Consider the following 17,182-nt stretch of genomic DNA (forward strand, 5'->3'; position numbering starts at 1 on the left):
GAAGTCACCTCGCGCTTTCGTCCTTGAGTCCGAGTCGGGTCAGGGTGTCGCGGGCCCAGGCCAGCTCTCCGGCGATGCCGTCGATGAGGTCGTCGTCCCCGGGGCCGACGCCCGGGCCCGGGCCGGTGGCGGACGGCAGAACCGACCAGGTGTACGTCTCCACCTCGAGATGGTCGGTGCGGGGGGAAGGACCGCCGACGAGTGCGTCGAGCATGGCCGGCAGTCCGCTCCGGGTGGAGCGCAGCGGGGGCTTGGGGTCGGCGTGCAAGGGGGTGTGGAAGTGGATCCGCCAGGGGCCGACCCCGGGAAGAGCTCCCCCGAGCGCGTCGGGGAGGTCGTCGACCGCGAGCAGCCGGCCGTTCAGCGACTCCCGGGTCTGGTGAAGAAACCGCGGCTCGGCGAACTCCCACAGGGCGGCGCGAGCCGCCGGGTCCTGCGGGTCGTCGACGGTCAGGGCGCAGGAGAGCTGCGCCTTGACGACGGGAAGACCCCCGGCTGCGAGCCGGGCGCAGGCGGTCGCCCCGTCCTCGAAGCCCACCGCGGTGTGACAGCAGTCCAGGCAGACGCCGAGCCACCGCGGGTCGACGGCGGCCAGCAGACGTACGGCCTGCTCGGTGTTCTCGATCAGGCAACCGGGTTCAGGTTCGAAACCGACCCGCACGGTACGGCCGGTGTCCGCGGCGATCATCTCGAGGCCTTGTGCGAGCCGGTCCAGATGACGAGCCGCCCGGTCGGCCCGGTCGGCGGACCATGCCTCCCTCCAACCCAGGGGAAGGGTGGACACGGAGCCGCGCGCGGCGTCGGCCGGCAGCAGAGCGGTGAGAAGCCGGGCGCAGTCGAGGGTGTGGTCGAGTCGCGCCTGTTCGGACCAGTCGGGCCGGTAGACGGACTTTTTCACGGCTCCCGCGTGGAATCCCTGGTAGGGGAAGGCGTTGAGGGTCACGACCTCGAGTCCGCGTGCGTCCAGTTCCCGGCGCGTCCGGGCGACGGCCCCGGGGTCCGCTGTGAGCTCGGTGACCGCAGCGTGGGACAGCCACAGACCGAGGCCGAGCCGGGCGACGCCAAGCCGACGTCCTACCGGAACGGCGTAACGGGTGAGTTGGGCGAGGACTCCATCAAGGTCCTCGGCAGAGTGCACGTTGGTGCAGTAGGCAAGGTGGACGAGGGTGCCGTCCGGGTGTCTGAACCGCATGGCTTCTCCGGTCTCACTCGCCGCCGCGGGCGAGGGAGTTGCCCGCGTAGGCGGCCTCGGGCCACGCCGGGCCGACGGCCTCGTCGAGGACCAGCCGGCCACTCTGCCCGTAGAAGGAGACGGGGTTGCCCCACATCACGCGATCGACATCGTCGTCGCCGAATCCGGCGGCCAGCATCGCGTCGGCGGTCGCCCGCGTCGTGAGGGGGTCGCTGTGGCCCCAGTCGGCGGCCGAGTTCACCAGAATGCGCTCGGTGCCGTGGCGGCGCAGGATACGGACCATCCGCGCTTCGCTCATCTTCGTCCGTGGATAGACGGAGAACCCCATCCAGCAGCCGCTTTCCGCAACCGGCTCGATGGTCGCCTCGCTGAGGTGGTCGACGACGACGCGGGCGGGGTCGATGCCCGACTCACGAACGACGTCGAGGGTACGGCGGGTGCCGGCTGCCTTGTCCCGATGCGGGGTGTGGACCAACACCGGGAGGTCGTGCCGGAGGGCGAGTTCGAGCTGGCGGGCGAAGGCTTCGTCCTCGGCCGGGGTCATGGAGTCGTAGCCGATCTCGCCAACGGCGACCACACCGTCCTTGGCCATGTAGTGCGGCAGGAGGTCGAGCACGCCGGTGAGCCGGGGGTCGTTGGCCTCCTTGGGATTGAGCGCCAGGGCACAATGGTGCCGGATGCCGAACTGGGAGGCACGATAGGGCTCCCAGCCGAGCAGGCTGTCGAAGTAGTCCGTGAAGGTGCCGACGGCGGTGCGCGGCTGGCCGAGCCAGAAGGACGGTTCCACGAGTGCCCGGACCCCGGAGGCGGCCATCGCCGCGTAGTCATCCGTGGTCCGGGAGGTCATATGGATGTGGGAATCGAAGATACGCACGACGGCGCTCCCTCCGTGGTCGGTCCGGTTTCGTGAGCGATGAGGAATGCCTCGATGTCGGGCGCCACGTCACGATCGGCAGTGTGGCGTTCGTCCGCGTACGCCCGCACCATGCGGACCAGTTCCGGGTCGGCGCGTTCCGTCAGGCCGGTCACCTGGTCCAGGTGGATCCCGGTGAACACGCACTTGAGCACAGCTTGACGGAAGGCCTGAGCATCGAGGTGGCGGGCGGCGTAGCCGGGCGCGGTCGGGGCGGTGCCCAGGGCAGCCGCAATCAGCCGGAGGTCGTTGGTGCGCAGCGCGTCGTGGACAAGCGGCAGCGCGGTATCGCCAAGCCTCCCCGCCCGATCCAGCACCGGCAGCGCTCGCAGGACGCCGCGCCGCTCGGCCGCGTCCCCATTCTCATACAACTCAGTGATGATGGAAAGAAGTTCGGTGCCCCGCAGGGCCGGAGCGTCGAGCAGCAGGGTGCGCACGGCGTCGTCGACCGTCCAGGCAAACGGTCCGTTGCCGGCGCCCGGCAACGGCTCGCGGCCGCAGCGCCGTCCCACTATGGGAAAGAATCCGGTCACCGCGCCCGGGTTCACAGCGAGAGTGTGCTGGGCTTCGCGGGTCCAGCCGGCGGCGGCGCCGGGCAGCAGGTCCCACAGCGCGTCGGCGGCGCCCGCGCCCTGCTCGGCAGCGCGGAGGAAGGCCAGCGAGCGCCGGGCCGTCGCAGGAGCAATGTGGCTGTGCCGGGGCAGTTCAACGGAGACCAGACCGCGGTATCCCACGTCCAGGAGGGCGCCGAGAACAGGCGGGAAGTCGATCTCGCCGTGCCCGAACTCCACATGCTCGTGGGTGCCGCGCCGCATGTCCTCGATCTGTACGTGGACGAGACGGGGGGCGGCCCGTCGCACGCACGCAGCCACCGACTCCGCCTCCAGGCAGCGGCAGTGCCCGAGGTCCAGGGTGAGTCCGAGGGCGGGGGGATCACCGAGGCGCGCGCAGAGCTCGTCAAACCGGTCGAGGGTGTCGATGAACATCCCGGGTTCGGGTTCGAAGCCCAGCCGGACACCTAGCCGTTCGGCCTCGGCCGTGAGGGTCTCGCAGGCGCCGAGCAGCCGGTCCCAGGCGGTCTCCTCGTCGACGCCGGGAGGCAGGATTCCGCTCCACAGGTGGACGACGGGAACGTCGAGCCGAGCGGCGACATCGAGGGCGCGGCGCAGCAGATCGACGCGAAGTTCTCGCCCGTCGTCGAAGAAGGTGGGGCGGTGTTTGTTCCAGGGGTCGAGGAGGTAGCGGCCGCCGGTCTCGACGACCGCCTCCAGCCCGAGCTCGTCGAGCCGGCCGCGCAGGTGCGCGAGACGGCGGTCGAGGTCGTCCGCGAACGGGTCGAGGTGGCGGCGGTCAAGGGTGATGGAGACGCCTCCATAACCGAGGCCGCGCAGCACGTCCAGCGTCTCGTCAAGGGTGTGGTCACCGAATCCGTTGGTGCCGTAGGCATACGTCAGAGAGCGGTTTCTCATGTCGGGGAGACCTTTCGACTCAGGCGCCGGGCCAGCGGATACACGGCGAGCAGGCCGAGCCCGGGCCCGCCTCGGCCGGCCGCCGCCGTTAGCACCGACTGGAGTGGCACCATCGCCTGGATGCCGGCCGCCACCGCACGGCGCACGTGGTAAGGGGTCGGCTTCCGTACGGCGGCCAGTTGTTCGGGGCCGTACGTGGCGAGAAACACTGCGGCAAGCGCGCCGGTCAGAGCCCGGTGCCGGCGCGCTCCACCCCTGGCCGTGAGGACGGCGGCGCCCCCGGCGATCACGCTGGCCGCGAGCGAGGCGGCCGCGATGGCCCGCACCCGCTGTTCGCCGGCCTGCGAGCGCCGCCCGCTGGTGTCGGAGGGCGGGGCGGGGACGATTGTCAGGGCCGACGGGGGCGCCGTTTCGTGGCGGCTGAGCGTGGTCACCGACGCCGTGTGCAGGGCGAGGGTGAGCGCCGCCGGAAGGGCCGCCGGAAGCCGGTCGGCGCCGCGCAGGACGTTGAGGCCGCGGGCAGCGCCCATTATCAGCGGTCCGACCGCCCACTCCTTGCCGAGGGTGTCGTATGCCCAGACCGCCACGGTCAGCGGCACGACAGTGGCCAGTCCTCGCCGGCCCTCGCCGAGCACCGCGAGGCCGAGACCTGCGGTGGTGAGGGCGACGGCCGTCCCGAGAGCGGCCCTGGGGCTGATCTCCCCGGCCGGGATGGGGCGCTCCGGGCGCTCCTCGGCGTCCAACTCTCGGTCGACGTAGTCGTTGAGGGCCATGCCGGCCCAGTACAGGCACAGCGAGGAGGCGATCGGGCCGACCACGCGGGGCCGGAGCCCCGCCCCGCCCAGCGCGGCGCCGGCAAGGATGTCACCGGGCACGGTGAGTGCGGCGGGCAGCCGTACCAGCCTGGCGTACGCGCCCAGTCGGTCTCCGGGGCTCATCGGACCGCCTCTGCCAGCCGATGTGTCCAGTCGACCAGCGTGTCGAACTGCCGATCCAGCGCGTGCTCGTCCGAGGCCACCGGGTCCTTGAAGAAGAAGCCCAATTCCGGCACGGGACCGGCGACGCCGGCCCGATGGGCGAGCGCCATGAACCGCGCGAGGTCGAGGACGAGCGGCGCCGCCAGCGCGGAGTCACAGCCCTGCCAGACGAACTGAAGGGTCATACGCGCGCCGAGGAAGCCCTCGAAGGCGACATGGTCCCAGGCCGTCTTCCACTCTCCCAGGTCGGCCACCTCGTGGATGTGCACGCCGCCCTGCACCGGCCCGCCCAGTTGCTCCCTGAGCAGCCGGTCCTTGGACCTGATCTTGGCAGCGGCGCGCCGCGGGTCCGCGAGCGCGGCTCCGTCACCGCCGCCCAGCAGGTTCGTGCCTGACCAGCTCCGCACGCGCAGCGCGCGCCGCGCGAACATGGGAGCAAGCACCGACTTCACCAGGGTCTCTCCGGTCTTGCCGTCGCTGCCGGCGTACGCGAGCCCCCGCCGGCGGGCGAGTTCGTCCAGGGCGGGCAGCCGGGCGCCGGCCGAGGGCGTGAAGTCCACAAAAGGGCAACCGGCCCGCAGCGCGGCGCATGCGTACAGTGAGCTGACCGGCAGGACATCGGTGCCATCGGGGCGACGGAGCGCCGCTTCGAGCAGCTCCCAGGAGGCGTGCGCGGGATGCGGCCGGGCGGGCGGCTCCGTGGTGGCGACGTTGACGACGACCACGCTGTCCGCGCCGGTCCGGCTCCGGAAATCGGCGATGTCGGCGGCGAGAGCGTCGACGGCGGCGTCCGCGGTGCCCGCCGGATGGCCGGCACCGGTCAGACCAGGCCTGATCTCGGCATCAGCGGCCTCCAGGTCCGGGCGGACGAGACCGGGCAGGCCGGGCGGGACCACTCCGTCCGCGGCAAGACGCTCGACCCGCTTGACGAGTCCGGTGGTCGTCGGGTCGTGTCCACCGAAGACGAGGTCCTCGAAGGCGGGCAGGGGAACGTCCCGGAAGGCCGCGAGCTCGCTGACGACGCCGGTCGGGGGGAGGAGTCCCGCGCGGACGGCCGCCGCGCCGGCCACGGTACTGGCCGCGACCGAGCCGCGACCGCCCACCAGCCAGATTCCCGTACGCATGGCATCTTCCTTCACGGCTGTTGCGGATAGGGGAAGGACTGGAAGTCGACGTCCAGCTGCCAGAAATCGCGGTGCAGCCAGTGGGTCGCGAGCCGCCGCACCGTCCGGTGGGACAGCGGCGAGTTGACGTGCTCCAGGTCCGGGTCCGCCTCGAGCTGCACGGCGCAGCCGAAGGCGTTGAGGGGCGCCAGGTGCTCCCAGCGGCCGGCGCCGATGCCGAGCAGCATCATGGCCCGCATGACGACGTGCCAGACGGGATAGCCGCCTGGCGGACGGCCGGTCATGATGTGCAGGCCCTTGGTGCGCGGGTCGTACAGGAGGCCCTGTCCGAACTCGGCGAAGGCGCGTACGAGACCTGGGTCGCGCGGACGGTAGACCGCGTCGAACACCTCCAGCTGGACGCGTGACATCGCCTCCATGGGCACCCGCGCGGGGGCCACGAACTCGGCGAAGTTCGCCGGGTACTCGGGAGCCGTCACCATGCGGCGCCAGGTCCCGAGGAGAACGTTGTCCCACCCTGGGCCATAGAGCGCGACGAGGGCAAAGTAGGCGTTCTTGAATTCCGGCGACGGGCGGTAGAGGGTCGCCTGGTCCAGCAGGTACCACACTTCGTTGGCACGGCGGTCGCCAAGCATGCCCGGGATCTCCGGCAATTCGCCGCCGGACGGTGCCGCGGCGGCGGGCAGGACGCCGCCCGCCACGGGCAGCGCGGCTCCGGCGGCCAGCGCGGCCGATGCCCTCAGAACGGTACGGCGTCCGGGGCGAGCCGCCATCAGCTCATCCCATCGGGGTACGGGAAGGACTGGAAGTCCTGGTCGAGCGTGTCGGTGTCCTTGACCAGCCAGGTGGCGGCGAGCCGACGCAGGGTGTGCTCCGGGAGCGGCGGGTTGACCTTGTCCTGAGCGGGCTTGGCGGTGCTCTGTACCGCCCAGGCGAAGGCGAGGGCAGGGGCGATCCGCTCCCAGCGCGGGCGGTCGATGTCCAGCAGCATCATGCCGCGCATGTAGGCGTACCAGGTGTGGTAGCCGGGCGGCGGGACCACCGGGGTGGAGTTCATGGTGTGCACGAGAAACGGGGCGTATCCGCGCGGGTCGTAGAGCACGCCTTCCCCGAACCAGCCGAAGGCCTGGACGAGGCGGTGGTGACGCCGGCCGTAATAGCGGTCGATCACGCCGAGTTGCGTGCGCGAGAGGACCTCCAGCGGCCCTTTGACAGGTGCAAGAAAGTCGGCGTAGTTGCTCGGATAGCCGGGCTGGGCGACCATCTCGAGCCACTTCTCGCGCATCCCGCGCTCGATGTTGCCGACGTGCGCCTTGATGTCCCGGTAGGCGTCCTTCACCTCCTGGGCGGAATGGAACAGCGTCGCCTCGTCCAGCCGATACCAGAACTCGTTGGCCCGGCGGTCTCCACTCATGCCGGGGACCTCGGGGAGCTCGTCGTGCAGGCCCACGGCTGCGGCCTGCTCGGAGCCCATCAGGCCTACGGCCGCGGCGGCCCCCACTCCCAGTGAAACCCTCAGGACCTGTCGTCGGTCTACGTGGTGCGACACGTGGTCTCCTCCGGTCTGCGACGGTGATGCCGCGAGGCTAGGAGCGTGGGTTGTGCGGTCGCCTGTCGTTGTTCTGTACGTCTGTCTATACGTTCTCGGCGAGGGCCGCCTCGACGTCGTAGTGGTGGACCCAGGACACGTCCTCCACGACCTGGTCCAGGCCGCTTCCGGCTCCATCGTCGGGTCCTGCCCCGGTGGGGCGGACCTTCTGCGCTCCGCCGCCCCGCGAGCCGAGTTGGACCCGGGTCGTATGCGGGCGGCGGAACTCCTCGTAGCGGCGCAGTCCGGCGGGGGTGCCATCGAGGAAGTGCGCGAGGGCGACCGCGTCCTCCAGTGCCTGCCCGGCGCCCTGGCCGTGGTGCGGCAGCATCGGGTGCGCGGCGTCGCCGAGGAGCGTGACACGGTCGTGGCCCCAGCGCGGCAGCGGTTCCCGGTCGTACAGCACCCAGCGCCCCGGTGTTCCGGCGGCCCGCACCAAGGCCGTCACGTCCTCGTGCCAGCCGTCGAACGCCGTGGCCAGCGCCTCCCGGTCACCGGTGGCACTCCACGACTCCTCCGCCGGGGCGGTGTCGGGCAGGACGGCCACATACGTGAGCCGGCGTCCCGCGTCGACCGGTGCGACGAGCAGCCGCGCCTGCCGGCCGACCCACATGTACAGGGTGTCGGGGGCGAGGCCGGGGACCTCGGCCGCGGGCACCACCCCGCGCAGTGCGCTCGACCCGGAGAAGACGGTGTGGTCCGGTCCCACCACGGTGCGACGCACCACCGAGTGCACCCCGTCGGCGCCGACCAGAACGTCGGCCGCGGCCTCGTGCCCGCCGGCGAACCGGAGCCGGACGGCGTTCTTGTCCAAGGCCCAGGAGGCCAGGCCGGCTCCCAGGTGGATGCGCTCGGCCGGCACCCGGGAGACAAGCAAGGCGTGCAGGTCGCTGCGGAGCACGGTGAGGTGGGGGGCGCCGTACTCCTTCTCCCAGGTGTCCCCCATCGGACGGCGGGTGAGCAGCCTGCCGTCCTGGGCGCGCACCTCGAGCGCCACGGGCCGGACAGCAACCGCGCGCAGCGCTTCCTCCAGGCCCCAGCGGAACAGGATGCGGGAGCTGTTGGGTCCGAGGTGCATCCCGACGCCCGTCTCGCGCAGTGCGGGCGCCTGTTCGTACACGTCGACGGTGACGCCGGCGGCCAGCAGGGCGCCGGCGGCGGCGAGGCCGCCCAGGCCGGCGCCGGCCACGGCGACGTGCGGGGCGGGCAGGGTGTTCGGCATGAGTTCCCCTCATGTGCGGTCGCGGGTGGATTCACCGCGAGCCGGCCGACACCAGTCCCGTCTCGTAGGCGAGGATGACCAGTTGGGCGCGGTCGCGGCTGTCGAGTTTGGTCAGCAGGTGGCTGACGTGGGTCTTGACGGTAGGCACGCTCAGCCGCAGGCGCTCGGCGATCTCCGCGTTGGTGAGCCCTCGGGCGATCAGGGTAAGCACCTGACGCTCGCGGTCGGTGATCCCGGCCCGCTCCAGCGCGTGGTTCGGGGGGCATGGTGCGCGCTCGACGCCGCGAGCGAACTCTTCGATGAGGCGGCGCGTCACGGAGGGGGCCAGCAGCCCCTCTCCGGAGGCGACCACCCGGACCCCGGTGAGCAGGTCCGCAGGCGGGGTGTCCTTGAGCAGGAAGCCGCCGGCTCCGGCACGCAACGCAGCGTACACGTAAGCATCCCGGTCGAACATGGTCAGTATCAGGACATGGGTCCCGGCCGTATCCGGTGAGCCGCAGATCCGGCGGGTGGCTTCGATACCGTCCATCTCAGGCATCCGGACGTCCATCAGAACGACATCGGGGTGCTCATGGGCGGCCACTTCGACCGCCTCGCGCCCGGTAGCGGCCTCGCCGACCACTGTCAGGCCCGGCTCGTTCTCGATGAGGAGGCGGAAGCTGCCCCGCAGCAGCGCTTGGTCGTCGGCCACGACGACGCGGATGTCCTTGCTCATCGGGCCGTCCCCCGGCGGGGGTCGGAGAGGTCAAGCGGCAGCCGGGCGAAGACGCCGAAGCCCCCTCCGGGGCGCGGCCCGGCAGAGAAGTCCCCGTCGTACACCGCGATCCGCTCGCGCATGCCGATGAGGCCGTGCCCGCCGTCGTGGCCGGGCTGGGTCGGGACTCCCCGGTCCGGCCCGTCGAGGCGGCCCGACCGCCCGTCGTCCGTCACGTCGATCGTCACCTGTCGTTCGTCTCTGGTGATCACAACACGGCAGTCTGCCGGAGCCGCGTGCTTGACTGCGTTGGTCAGTGCCTCCTGGACCACGCGGTAGACGGTCAGGCCGAGTGCCTCGGACAGGTCGTCCAGATCGGGCGCGTCGAGCCGGACGCGGAGCCCTGCTTCAGTGGCGTTGCGGACCAGTCCGGCGAGCCCGGCGGGCCCGGGGACCGGGCGCAGATCGGCCTCCGTGAGGGCGCCCGTGTCCTCGGCGCGCAGGATGCCGAGCAGGTGGCGCATCTCGTGGAGCGCGTCGCGGCTGGTAGCCGCGATGACACGGAGCGCCTCACCGGCCTCCTGCGGGCGGGTGGCGACGACGTGGTGGGCAACGGCCGCCTTGACGGCGATGACACCGATGCTGTGGGCGACGACGTCGTGCAGCTCGCGGGCGATCCGCATGCGTTCCTCGGCAACGGCCCGCTCGGCGAGCTCCTGGGCGGCCTGCGCTGCGTAGGAGCGCCGCTCGCGTACGGCGTTGCCGAGCGCCCAGGCACCCGCGATCAGTGCCCAGCCGATGAGCATGAGCCCGGGGCCCTCCAGCCACCAGTAGGCATACGGGCTGCGGGGCTCAGTGGCGATCATCCCGCCGAGGCCGATGAGGCCGGCCACCGCGACGGGAGTCCAGCGCTGTGCCGCTCCGGCCAGGGCGACGGGGTAGAGCACGAACGCCACGGCAAGGAACGGGTCGGTGACGGCACCGAGACCCACCGAGGCCAGCGACACGATCAAGGTGACGGCAAGCACCGGCAGCGGCCACAGTCGTCGGACGGCGGCGGGCAGTCCCGTCGCGACCATCAGAATGCCTGCGGCCCAGCCGGGCAGGTCTTCCGGTCCGGGGGTCGCCCGGGTGTGCCGCAGGACCAGCAGGAGCCCGACGTAGCCGGCCGCGGCCAAGCAGTCGAGCGCGATGAGCTGGGCAGGGGACAGCCGCCGTCCGAACAGCGGCGGGGCTTCGGAGTGATCCATCGTCCGACCGTAGCCGCCCTGCGGTGCCAGGGCTTCGTGCCGTGGGATGACAGTCCCTGGTAGGAGAGAGCGGCCGGACCGGGGCCCACGCGCTCATTCCACCCGGGAGAACTTACGCGTCGCGACGGCCAGGGCGAGGATGGCGAGGACCGCGACCAGACCGGTCTCCACCGCCACGGACGGGGTCCAGCCCCACCACAGCGGGCTCGTCGATCCGCTGTCCATGGCCGTCGCGGCGTCACCGGGCATGGTGCGGCGCAACGCGTCCACGGCATAGGTCAGCGGGTTGAACCGCACCACGGCGCCTAGCCATCCGGGCAGTCCGTCGACCGGGAACATGGCCCCGGAGAGAAAGAAGAGCGGCATCATGCAAAGGCTCACCGCCACCTGGAAGGTCTCGGGACGCCGGATGCAGACCGCCGCCGCGACGCCAAGCGCGGTGAACGCGAAGGACACCAGAACGACCTGCAGCAGCACCACAAGGAGTCGCGGATGGTAGGGCACGCCGACGACGGGTCCCAGTAGCATCACGAGCATGCCGTAGGCCGCTCCGGAGGTCGCTCCGCCCAGGCAGGTGCCAACGAGAATCGCGCTGCGCCGCACTGGTGCCACCAGCATCTGCCGCAGGAAGCCGGACCGCCTGTCCCACACGATCGAGGCGCCGACGGCGATGGCCGGGGCCTGGACCGACATCAGGACGACGCCTGGGAAGAGGAAGGCCCGGAAGTTCGAGAGACTGTCCTCGGACATCGCGGAGTTCAGGCCGGTGCCGAGCACGAGCAGGAACATCAGCGGGGTGACCATGCCCATGGCGATGCGCAGTTTGTTGCGGCCGAAGCGGATGGTCTCCCGGCGCCACAGCACCTTCACCGTGCGCAGGTCGCGGGCCAGCCGGCCATCGCCGGCGTCCCGCGGCGCGGGTGTGCCGGGGGCGGTGCCGGTCGGGGCGGCAAATTCCGTACGCGGGCCGTGTACCTCGGTCTGAGCCATGGCTACCTCCTTGGTCCGAAGTGGGGCGGCTGCTGCGGACCGTCGGCCTCCCGGATGGTGCGGCCGGTGTAGTGCAGGAAGACGTCGTCGAGCGTGGGCGGGATCACCGTCACCGCGTGGACGGGGACGGAAAGTTCCGCGCAGAGCCGGGGCACGAACGCGGCACCGTCCCGGGTACGCAGACGCACGCCGTCGGGGGCGGCTTCGGCTTCGATACCGAACCGGTCCTGGACGGCTTGGGCCGCCCGCTCGTCGTCACCGGTGTGCAGCACGATCAAGTCGGCGCCGACGACCGCCTTCAGCCCGGTCGGCGTGCCCTCCACCACCAGCGTCCCCTGGTCCATGATCGCTATCCGGTCGCAGTGCTCTGCCTCCTCCAGGTGGTGGGTGGTGAGGAAGATGGTGATGTCCTGCTCACGGCGCAGCCGGTGCAGGTGTTCCCAGATGGCGACCCGGGTCTGCGGATCGAGGCCGGTGGTCGGTTCGTCGAGGAACAGCACACGGGGCGTGTGCAGGAGCCCTCGCGCGATCTCAAGCCGGCGGCGCATGCCGCCCGAGAAGGTGCGCACGGGCGCATCCTTGCGTGGGGTCAGCTCGACGAGGTCGAGCAGTTCGGCGATGGTCCGACGGGCCAGGGTGCGGGGCAGCGCAAACAGGTCCGCCTGGAAGCGCAGGTTCTCCTCGGCGGTCAGCTCGCCGTCCAGGGTGGACTCCTGGAAGACCAGGCCGATGCCGCGCCGGACCGCGTCGGGTTCGCGGGCGATGTCGTGTCCGGCCACCTCCGCCCGCCCGGCCGAAGGCCGCAGCAGGGTGCAGAGCATGCCGATGGTGGTGCTCTTGCCCGCGCCGTTGGGGCCGAGGAAGCCGTAAGTCTCGCCGGGAGCGACGACGAGGTCCAGGTCGACAACGGCCTCGTGGGTACCGTACGTCTTACGCAGGCCCTCCACGACCACCGCGTGCCCGCCGCTCATCGGGGCCCCTCCGCGGCCGGGTGGCGCACGCTCATCATGGCGCGGAACAGCCCGGTGTCGCCGGGTTCCCCGATCGGCCGCCCCTCCGCCTCGACCCAGGCGTGGGCGCGGAACGGCTGAGTGCGCACCCCCGTGCACCAGTCGGGCCACGTACCGTGCAGACGGCACAGGAGCGCTGTGGCGATGGACCGTTCCAGACAACCCTGTCCGGCGCACCAGGCGCTGACCGACACGACGGAGCTGCGGGCGTCGAAGGTCTGGGAAGCGGTGGCGGGCCGGGAGCCGCGCGAGGCGCTCCGCAGGACGCGGCGCAGGCGGCGCGGCGGCACCTTGGCGAGCAGATGGGCGGCACCCACCGCGCAGCGGGCGGTGACGTGGCGGTGCCAGCTGATCCTCACGGACCGCTCCGAGACGACGGGCATGCTCATGAGCGCACCACCAGCCGGGCCTTGACCAGGGTGTCGAGCAGGGCGCGGACGTCCGTGCGGGCCCGTTCCGCGGCGTCCGGTCGGCCCAGCGCGAGCAACTCGGCCGCCTCCTCGGCGGAGTTGCCGTCCAGGAGCAGCCGCAGGGTGGCCGCGCCGGAACGGTTCAGCTGCCAGTAGCGTCCGCTGCGCTGGTCGAGGAGGACGACACCGTCTTCGACGTCGGTGGCTATGATCTCGGGTTCCAGGGTGTACGTCATCGGGGTCCTCCTGCGGGGGACGAGGCGCGCGGGGCGGCGGCACTCGGCGAGCGCAGCCAGGTCTCGCATGCCAGGGTGTTCTCAAACGGAGTCAGCGAGCGGGTGTCGGGCATCGGCCGGTAGAGCGCGGCCCTCAGCGCGTCGGCGTCGACCAGTCCGTGCTCGGCGAGCCGCAGGCCGTCGCAGAGCCCGGCGAGCCGTTCACGGTTGCGGTAGAGCCCCTCGTACGCCTCCTGGCCGAAGGCCCCCTTGTCGCGCCGGTCCAGCACGGCGTCGGGCACGGTGCCGCGCAACGCGGTGGTGAGCGCCGGCTTGTAGCGGCCGGGTACGACCCGATCGGCGACCCGCACCGAGAGGGCTGCCTCGATCACCCGGTCGTCCAGAAAGGGCGTCTCGAAGGTGACACCGAAGGGGCGCAGGGAACGGTTGAGTTGACGGGCGGCATGCCCGCTGAGCACGGTGACCTCCAGCGTCTGGTGCTGGAGCCGATCGGGGTGCAGCGGGGAGGGTCGACGTGCCGCTGTATCAGCCAGCAGGCGGCGGACGACCGCGACAGCGTCGGGTGTGGCCCACGGGGGCATCCGCAGATCGCCGCGGCCCCAGCCTTGCGGCGGTACGAAGCGGGGTGGCGGCGGAGCGGTGAGATACTGGGCGGCTCGGTCCAGGTTGTCGGCGAAGGCGGACCGGTCAGCGAGCGAACGCAGGGTGGCTCCGAGCGGCCATCGATTCACGGAGCGGAACCGGCGCATGGTACGGATGCCCCGCAGCGGGTCACTGCGGATCAGCGACCAGCCGAACTGGGGGGACACGCCGAATAATTCGTCCCCACCGACGCCGATGAGGTGCCTGGACGCGCCTTCGGCCTGGACGGTACGCGCCAAGCTCTCGGTGTGGGCACGGTTGCGAGTCCACATGAGGGGACCCTCCACGTCGTCGCGGGCACCGTCCTGGTCGGGTGCGGCCTCGTACCAGAGCGGCCCCTCGTCCACGTCCACGAATCGGTGCCGGGCAGACGGCATGAGCGCGGCAGCCCTTCTCGCCCACGTCGTGTCCGCGTTGGCGCGGTCCATCGGCTTCCAGTGGTGGGTGACCAGGTCGGCGTCGGTCCGGTCGGCGAGGAAGCACAGGCTGGTGGAGTCGAGGCCGCCGGACAGGTCGGCGCTGACGACCTCCTGGTGGGTTGCTCGGACGGCCACAGAGTCGACCAGGGCATCGTGGATCGCCTCGGCGGCCCGGGAGATCGGGGTATCGGGCTCGGGCAGAGTCCACCAGGAGACTTCGCGGGCCTCACCGTCGGGTGTCACATCCAGCCAACAGCCGACACCGAGCGAGCGGACTCCCGTCCAGACCGGGCGTCCAGCGAGCGGCCAGGGCACGGGCAGCAGCAGTTGGAGGGCGAGGGTCTCCTCATCCAGCCCGGTCTCCATGAGGGCGGTCAACCCGCTGGGACTGTCCGCGGCCACTGTGATCCCGTCGACGCGCGCGTGAAAAACGTGGCGGGCCGTGGACAGCGAGCCCTGGGTCCGGGTGCGGCCGTCGAAGGAGGCGGCGAGGTGAAAGGAGCCGGGGAGCGACCGGGCCACGGAGTCGAGGTCGTACAGCGAGTGGACATTCGCCAGGAGCCGGCGCAGGAGACCGGTGTCGGCTCGCGTGGGGCCGAGGAGCACGAGGCGGTTCCGGCCGCCGTCGACAACGACGCACGCGTCGTCGTCCCAGCGGCCCAACAGCCAGGGCCGGCCTGAAGCGTGCGTGACGGTCCGGACGTCCGATCCTGCCACCGCACGCGCAAGGGGTTCCGCGGCGGCGCAGTCGGGAAGAATCAGAAACTCCATGTCCCCTTCTTCGGGTGGGCGGTCGAACGCAGCGGCGGAGCCGCTCCGGCGGGTTTCCGCCGGAGCCGCTCCGCCGACCGGGTGCACGGCGATGGGTCACCGCCTCACTGAGGTGCTCAGCAGAACCAGGCGTCGCCGTTGAACCAGTCGATGCAGTCCGACGGACCGGCGCCGAGCGTGAGCTCCGCGAAGCCGCCGACCTCGACGATCGCGGGCGCCTCGTACTCCTCGTGCATGGCCATGTTCACCCTCCTTGTTCTGGGATGGGGTGCGAAGCTGCCGCACCCCGGGGACACGCACAACGTAGGCGGCCTGAGGTCCCGGGCTCCTGGGCTCGCCGTCCCGTCCGGGTCCTGTGTCCGCGCCGCGCCGCTCAGGCGTCGCGCCGCTTCAGTGCCACATAGCCGCCGGCCAGGGCCAGGGCCGCCCAGGCTGCGAGGACGGCCATGCCACTCCACGCTGTGAGGATCATGTGCTCTTGGGGCTCGCGGCGCATGATGATCCCCCCCGCCGCATCGGGCAGGAACTGAGCCGCCTTCTGTACTCCGGGCAGGTTGTTGAGGATCTCCGAGACCATGAAGAACAGCGGTACGAGGATGCCGAGGGTGAGCGCGGGGCTGCGCAGGACCGTCGCGAGGCCCATGGAGAACCCGCAGATCAGGGTCATGTAGAGGATGGAGCCGATGACGGCGCGGAGCGCCCCGTCATCGGTGATCGAGGCGTTGTGCGCCTCGCCGATGGCGGTCTGCGCGGTGAAGAAGGTGACGAGCACGACCACGATGGAGGCGGCCAGGGCGATGGCGGTGCCGGTGAGCACCTTGGCCGCGTAGAAGACACCGCGTCGCGGGACAGCCGCCAACGAGCTGCGGATGGTGCCGGAGCTGTACTCACCGGTGACCGTGAGCACGCCGAAGACGACAAGGGAGATCATGCCGAGCCGTAGTCCGTTGAAACCCGAGCCGACCGGGTCGAACTTCGCCTTGCTCTCGGGGCTCATGCCGTCGAAGGCGCCGCGTAGCACCCAGCCGAAGAGCAGAGCGATGAGGACGCTGACAAGCAAGCAGAGGATCAGGCTCCACAAGGTGGAACGGACGCTGCGGATCTTGGTCCACTCGAAGGCGACGGCCGCTCGGGTGTCTGTCATGATCACCGCACCTCCTTGGTCGCACGGAACTCGGCCGCGTCTGCCGTGAGCTGCATGAATGCCTCTTCCAGCGAAGCGGTGCGGGGGCTGATCTCGTGGACGATCACCCCGCGGTGGGCGGCGAGCTCTCCCACGGTCTCCGATGTGGTGCCGAGTGCTTCGAGGGTTCCGTCGGGTCCGTTGTCGGTGTGGATGCCGGCCTCGGCGAGCACGTCGCGCATCCGCTCCGGTTCGGGGGTACGGATCAGAATGTAGGCCCGGGAGTTGCGGGCGATGAACCCCTCGACCGAGGTGTCGGCGAGCAGCCTGCCGCGGCCGATCACGATGAGGTGATCGGCGGTCAGCGCCATTTCGCTCATCAGGTGGCTGGAAACGAACACGGTGCGGCCTTCCGCGGCAAGCTTCTTCATCAGCCCGCGGATCCACAGGATGCCCTCGGGGTCGAGGCCGTTGACCGGCTCGTCGAGGAGCAGCACGGACGGGTCGCCGAGCAGGGCGGAGGCCACGCCGAGGCGCTGTGCCATGCCCAGGGAGAACCCCTCGGTGCGCTTGTCGGCCGCGCTGGTGAGGCCGACGACATCCAGCACCTCGTCCACTCGCCGCTCGGGGACGCGGTTGCTGCGGGCGAGCCCCATTAGATGGGCGCGGGCGGTGCGGCCGCCGTGCAGGGCCTTGGCATCGAGCAGCGCGCCGACCTCGCGGAGGGGATACCTCAGTTCGGTATAGGGCCGGCCGTCGATCAGGACCCGTCCGGAGGTCGGACGGTCGAGGCCGATCATGGCCCGCATGGTGGTGGACTTGCCTGCTCCGTTGGGACCCAGGAAACCTGTGACGCGGCCGGGTTCGACTGTGAAGGTCAGCCCGTCGACGGCGGCCTTCGTCCCGTACAGCTTGGTGAGTCGGTCTACCTCAATCATGATCCCCACCCTGCCGCGGGGCGGGTTCGGGCACATCAGGCCGGAGGATGTCATCCCCGGGACCGACTGCCGCCCGCAGACACGCCGGGGGGGGGGGGGGGGGGGGGGGGGGGGGGGGCCCCGCGCGGGGGGGGGGGGGGGGGGGGGGGGGGGGGGGGGGGGGGCGGCCGGGGCCGCGAACTCGGCGCCGCCGAGCAGCAGGTAGAGGACGGCC

Annotated in this window: 18 protein-coding genes; all 18 read right to left on the minus strand. The window is 71.4% G+C overall.

Annotated elements, in window-relative coordinates:
- Positions 1-4: 4 nt before the first annotated feature.
- On the minus strand, positions 5-1,192 hold the full coding sequence (eboE, locus tag ACGFRB_RS05570; RefSeq protein ID WP_393239383.1) for a metabolite traffic protein EboE: 1,188 nt from the start codon (positions 1,190-1,192) through the stop codon (positions 5-7).
- A gap of 13 nt (positions 1,193-1,205) precedes the next feature.
- Positions 1,206-2,066, minus strand: coding sequence for a TatD family hydrolase (locus tag ACGFRB_RS05575; protein WP_363007927.1), 861 nt, complete (start codon positions 2,064-2,066; stop codon positions 1,206-1,208).
- Positions 2,036-3,574: an EboA domain-containing protein gene (locus ACGFRB_RS05580; protein ID WP_393239386.1), complete on the minus strand. Its 1,539-nt coding sequence runs from the start codon at positions 3,572-3,574 to the stop codon at positions 2,036-2,038. The genes ACGFRB_RS05575 and ACGFRB_RS05580 overlap by 31 nt, the downstream gene beginning before the upstream one ends.
- The gene (locus ACGFRB_RS05585; protein WP_393239388.1) at positions 3,571-4,512 is read right to left on the minus strand and encodes an SCO3242 family prenyltransferase; all 942 of its coding nucleotides are present in this window, start codon (positions 4,510-4,512) and stop codon (positions 3,571-3,573) included. Before ACGFRB_RS05585 ends, ACGFRB_RS05580 begins: the two co-directional genes overlap by 4 nt.
- Positions 4,509-5,675 (minus strand): inositol-3-phosphate synthase, encoded by a 1,167-nt coding sequence (locus tag ACGFRB_RS05590; RefSeq protein ID WP_363007921.1) that lies wholly within the window; start codon positions 5,673-5,675, stop codon positions 4,509-4,511. Before ACGFRB_RS05590 ends, ACGFRB_RS05585 begins: the two co-directional genes overlap by 4 nt.
- An 11-nt stretch (positions 5,676-5,686) precedes the next feature.
- On the minus strand, positions 5,687-6,448 hold the full coding sequence (locus tag ACGFRB_RS05595; protein WP_363007919.1) for a hypothetical protein: 762 nt from the start codon (positions 6,446-6,448) through the stop codon (positions 5,687-5,689).
- Positions 6,448-7,224, minus strand: a complete 777-nt coding sequence (locus ACGFRB_RS05600; RefSeq protein ID WP_393239392.1) for a hypothetical protein — start codon at positions 7,222-7,224, stop codon at positions 6,448-6,450. The genes ACGFRB_RS05595 and ACGFRB_RS05600 overlap by 1 nt, the downstream gene beginning before the upstream one ends.
- Positions 7,225-7,309: 85 nt before the next feature.
- Positions 7,310-8,485, minus strand: coding sequence for an FAD-dependent monooxygenase (locus ACGFRB_RS05605; protein ID WP_393239395.1), 1,176 nt, complete (start codon positions 8,483-8,485; stop codon positions 7,310-7,312).
- Between the two features lie 31 nt (positions 8,486-8,516).
- Positions 8,517-9,200 carry a response regulator transcription factor gene (locus ACGFRB_RS05610; protein ID WP_363007913.1) on the minus strand — a complete coding sequence of 228 codons (684 nt, stop codon included), beginning with the start codon at positions 9,198-9,200 and terminating at the stop codon, positions 8,517-8,519.
- Positions 9,197-10,429, minus strand: coding sequence for a sensor histidine kinase (locus tag ACGFRB_RS05615; protein WP_393239398.1), 1,233 nt, complete (start codon positions 10,427-10,429; stop codon positions 9,197-9,199). The genes ACGFRB_RS05610 and ACGFRB_RS05615 overlap by 4 nt, the downstream gene beginning before the upstream one ends.
- Before the next feature lie 93 nt (positions 10,430-10,522).
- On the minus strand, positions 10,523-11,419 hold the full coding sequence (locus ACGFRB_RS05620; RefSeq protein ID WP_393239401.1) for an ABC transporter permease: 897 nt from the start codon (positions 11,417-11,419) through the stop codon (positions 10,523-10,525).
- Between the two features lie 2 nt (positions 11,420-11,421).
- The gene (locus ACGFRB_RS05625; protein WP_393239404.1) at positions 11,422-12,390 is read right to left on the minus strand and encodes an ATP-binding cassette domain-containing protein; all 969 of its coding nucleotides are present in this window, start codon (positions 12,388-12,390) and stop codon (positions 11,422-11,424) included.
- Positions 12,387-12,818, minus strand: a complete 432-nt coding sequence (locus tag ACGFRB_RS05630) for a lasso peptide biosynthesis B2 protein (protein WP_363007905.1) — start codon at positions 12,816-12,818, stop codon at positions 12,387-12,389. The genes ACGFRB_RS05625 and ACGFRB_RS05630 overlap by 4 nt, the downstream gene beginning before the upstream one ends.
- Positions 12,815-13,075, minus strand: a complete 261-nt coding sequence (locus ACGFRB_RS05635; RefSeq protein ID WP_363007903.1) for a lasso peptide biosynthesis PqqD family chaperone — start codon at positions 13,073-13,075, stop codon at positions 12,815-12,817. Before ACGFRB_RS05635 ends, ACGFRB_RS05630 begins: the two co-directional genes overlap by 4 nt.
- Positions 13,072-14,907, minus strand: a complete 1,836-nt coding sequence (locus tag ACGFRB_RS05640) for an asparagine synthase-related protein (protein WP_393239408.1) — start codon at positions 14,905-14,907, stop codon at positions 13,072-13,074. Before ACGFRB_RS05640 ends, ACGFRB_RS05635 begins: the two co-directional genes overlap by 4 nt.
- Before the next feature lie 116 nt (positions 14,908-15,023).
- Positions 15,024-15,149, minus strand: a complete 126-nt coding sequence (locus ACGFRB_RS05645; RefSeq protein WP_363007899.1) for a lasso RiPP family leader peptide-containing protein — start codon at positions 15,147-15,149, stop codon at positions 15,024-15,026.
- A 131-nt stretch (positions 15,150-15,280) separates the two neighbouring features.
- Positions 15,281-16,051 (minus strand): ABC transporter permease subunit, encoded by a 771-nt coding sequence (locus ACGFRB_RS05650; RefSeq protein ID WP_363007897.1) that lies wholly within the window; start codon positions 16,049-16,051, stop codon positions 15,281-15,283.
- A 2-nt stretch (positions 16,052-16,053) separates the two neighbouring features.
- Positions 16,054-16,968, minus strand: a complete 915-nt coding sequence (locus tag ACGFRB_RS05655; RefSeq protein ID WP_363007895.1) for an ATP-binding cassette domain-containing protein — start codon at positions 16,966-16,968, stop codon at positions 16,054-16,056.
- Between the last annotated feature and the right edge of the window lie 214 nt (positions 16,969-17,182).

The sequence above is a fragment of the Streptomyces sp. NPDC048718 genome, assembly GCF_043198875.1.
GTDB lineage: Bacteria > Actinomycetota > Actinomycetes > Streptomycetales > Streptomycetaceae > Streptomyces.

What these genes read in the sequence shown, in the direction of transcription:
- eboE (WP_393239383.1), bottom strand. Translation starts at nt 1,192, where the DNA reads ATGCGGTTCAGACACCCGGACGGCACCCTCGTCCACCTTGCCTACTGC.
- ACGFRB_RS05580 (WP_393239386.1), bottom strand. Translation starts at nt 3,574, where the DNA reads ATGAGAAACCGCTCTCTGACGTATGCCTACGGCACCAACGGATTCGGT.
- ACGFRB_RS05585 (WP_393239388.1), bottom strand. Translation starts at nt 4,512, where the DNA reads ATGAGCCCCGGAGACCGACTGGGCGCGTACGCCAGGCTGGTACGGCTG.
- ACGFRB_RS05590 (WP_363007921.1), bottom strand. Translation starts at nt 5,675, where the DNA reads ATGCGTACGGGAATCTGGCTGGTGGGCGGTCGCGGCTCGGTCGCGGCC.
- ACGFRB_RS05595 (WP_363007919.1), bottom strand. Translation starts at nt 6,448, where the DNA reads ATGGCGGCTCGCCCCGGACGCCGTACCGTTCTGAGGGCATCGGCCGCG.
- ACGFRB_RS05605 (WP_393239395.1), bottom strand. Translation starts at nt 8,485, where the DNA reads ATGCCGAACACCCTGCCCGCCCCGCACGTCGCCGTGGCCGGCGCCGGC.
- ACGFRB_RS05610 (WP_363007913.1), bottom strand. Translation starts at nt 9,200, where the DNA reads ATGAGCAAGGACATCCGCGTCGTCGTGGCCGACGACCAAGCGCTGCTG.
- ACGFRB_RS05615 (WP_393239398.1), bottom strand. Translation starts at nt 10,429, where the DNA reads ATGGATCACTCCGAAGCCCCGCCGCTGTTCGGACGGCGGCTGTCCCCT.
- ACGFRB_RS05620 (WP_393239401.1), bottom strand. Translation starts at nt 11,419, where the DNA reads ATGGCTCAGACCGAGGTACACGGCCCGCGTACGGAATTTGCCGCCCCG.
- ACGFRB_RS05625 (WP_393239404.1), bottom strand. Translation starts at nt 12,390, where the DNA reads ATGAGCGGCGGGCACGCGGTGGTCGTGGAGGGCCTGCGTAAGACGTAC.
- ACGFRB_RS05630 (WP_363007905.1), bottom strand. Translation starts at nt 12,818, where the DNA reads ATGAGCATGCCCGTCGTCTCGGAGCGGTCCGTGAGGATCAGCTGGCAC.
- ACGFRB_RS05635 (WP_363007903.1), bottom strand. Translation starts at nt 13,075, where the DNA reads ATGACGTACACCCTGGAACCCGAGATCATAGCCACCGACGTCGAAGAC.
- ACGFRB_RS05640 (WP_393239408.1), bottom strand. Translation starts at nt 14,907, where the DNA reads ATGGAGTTTCTGATTCTTCCCGACTGCGCCGCCGCGGAACCCCTTGCG.
- ACGFRB_RS05645 (WP_363007899.1), bottom strand. Translation starts at nt 15,149, where the DNA reads ATGGCCATGCACGAGGAGTACGAGGCGCCCGCGATCGTCGAGGTCGGC.
- ACGFRB_RS05650 (WP_363007897.1), bottom strand. Translation starts at nt 16,051, where the DNA reads ATGACAGACACCCGAGCGGCCGTCGCCTTCGAGTGGACCAAGATCCGC.
- ACGFRB_RS05655 (WP_363007895.1), bottom strand. Translation starts at nt 16,968, where the DNA reads ATGATTGAGGTAGACCGACTCACCAAGCTGTACGGGACGAAGGCCGCC.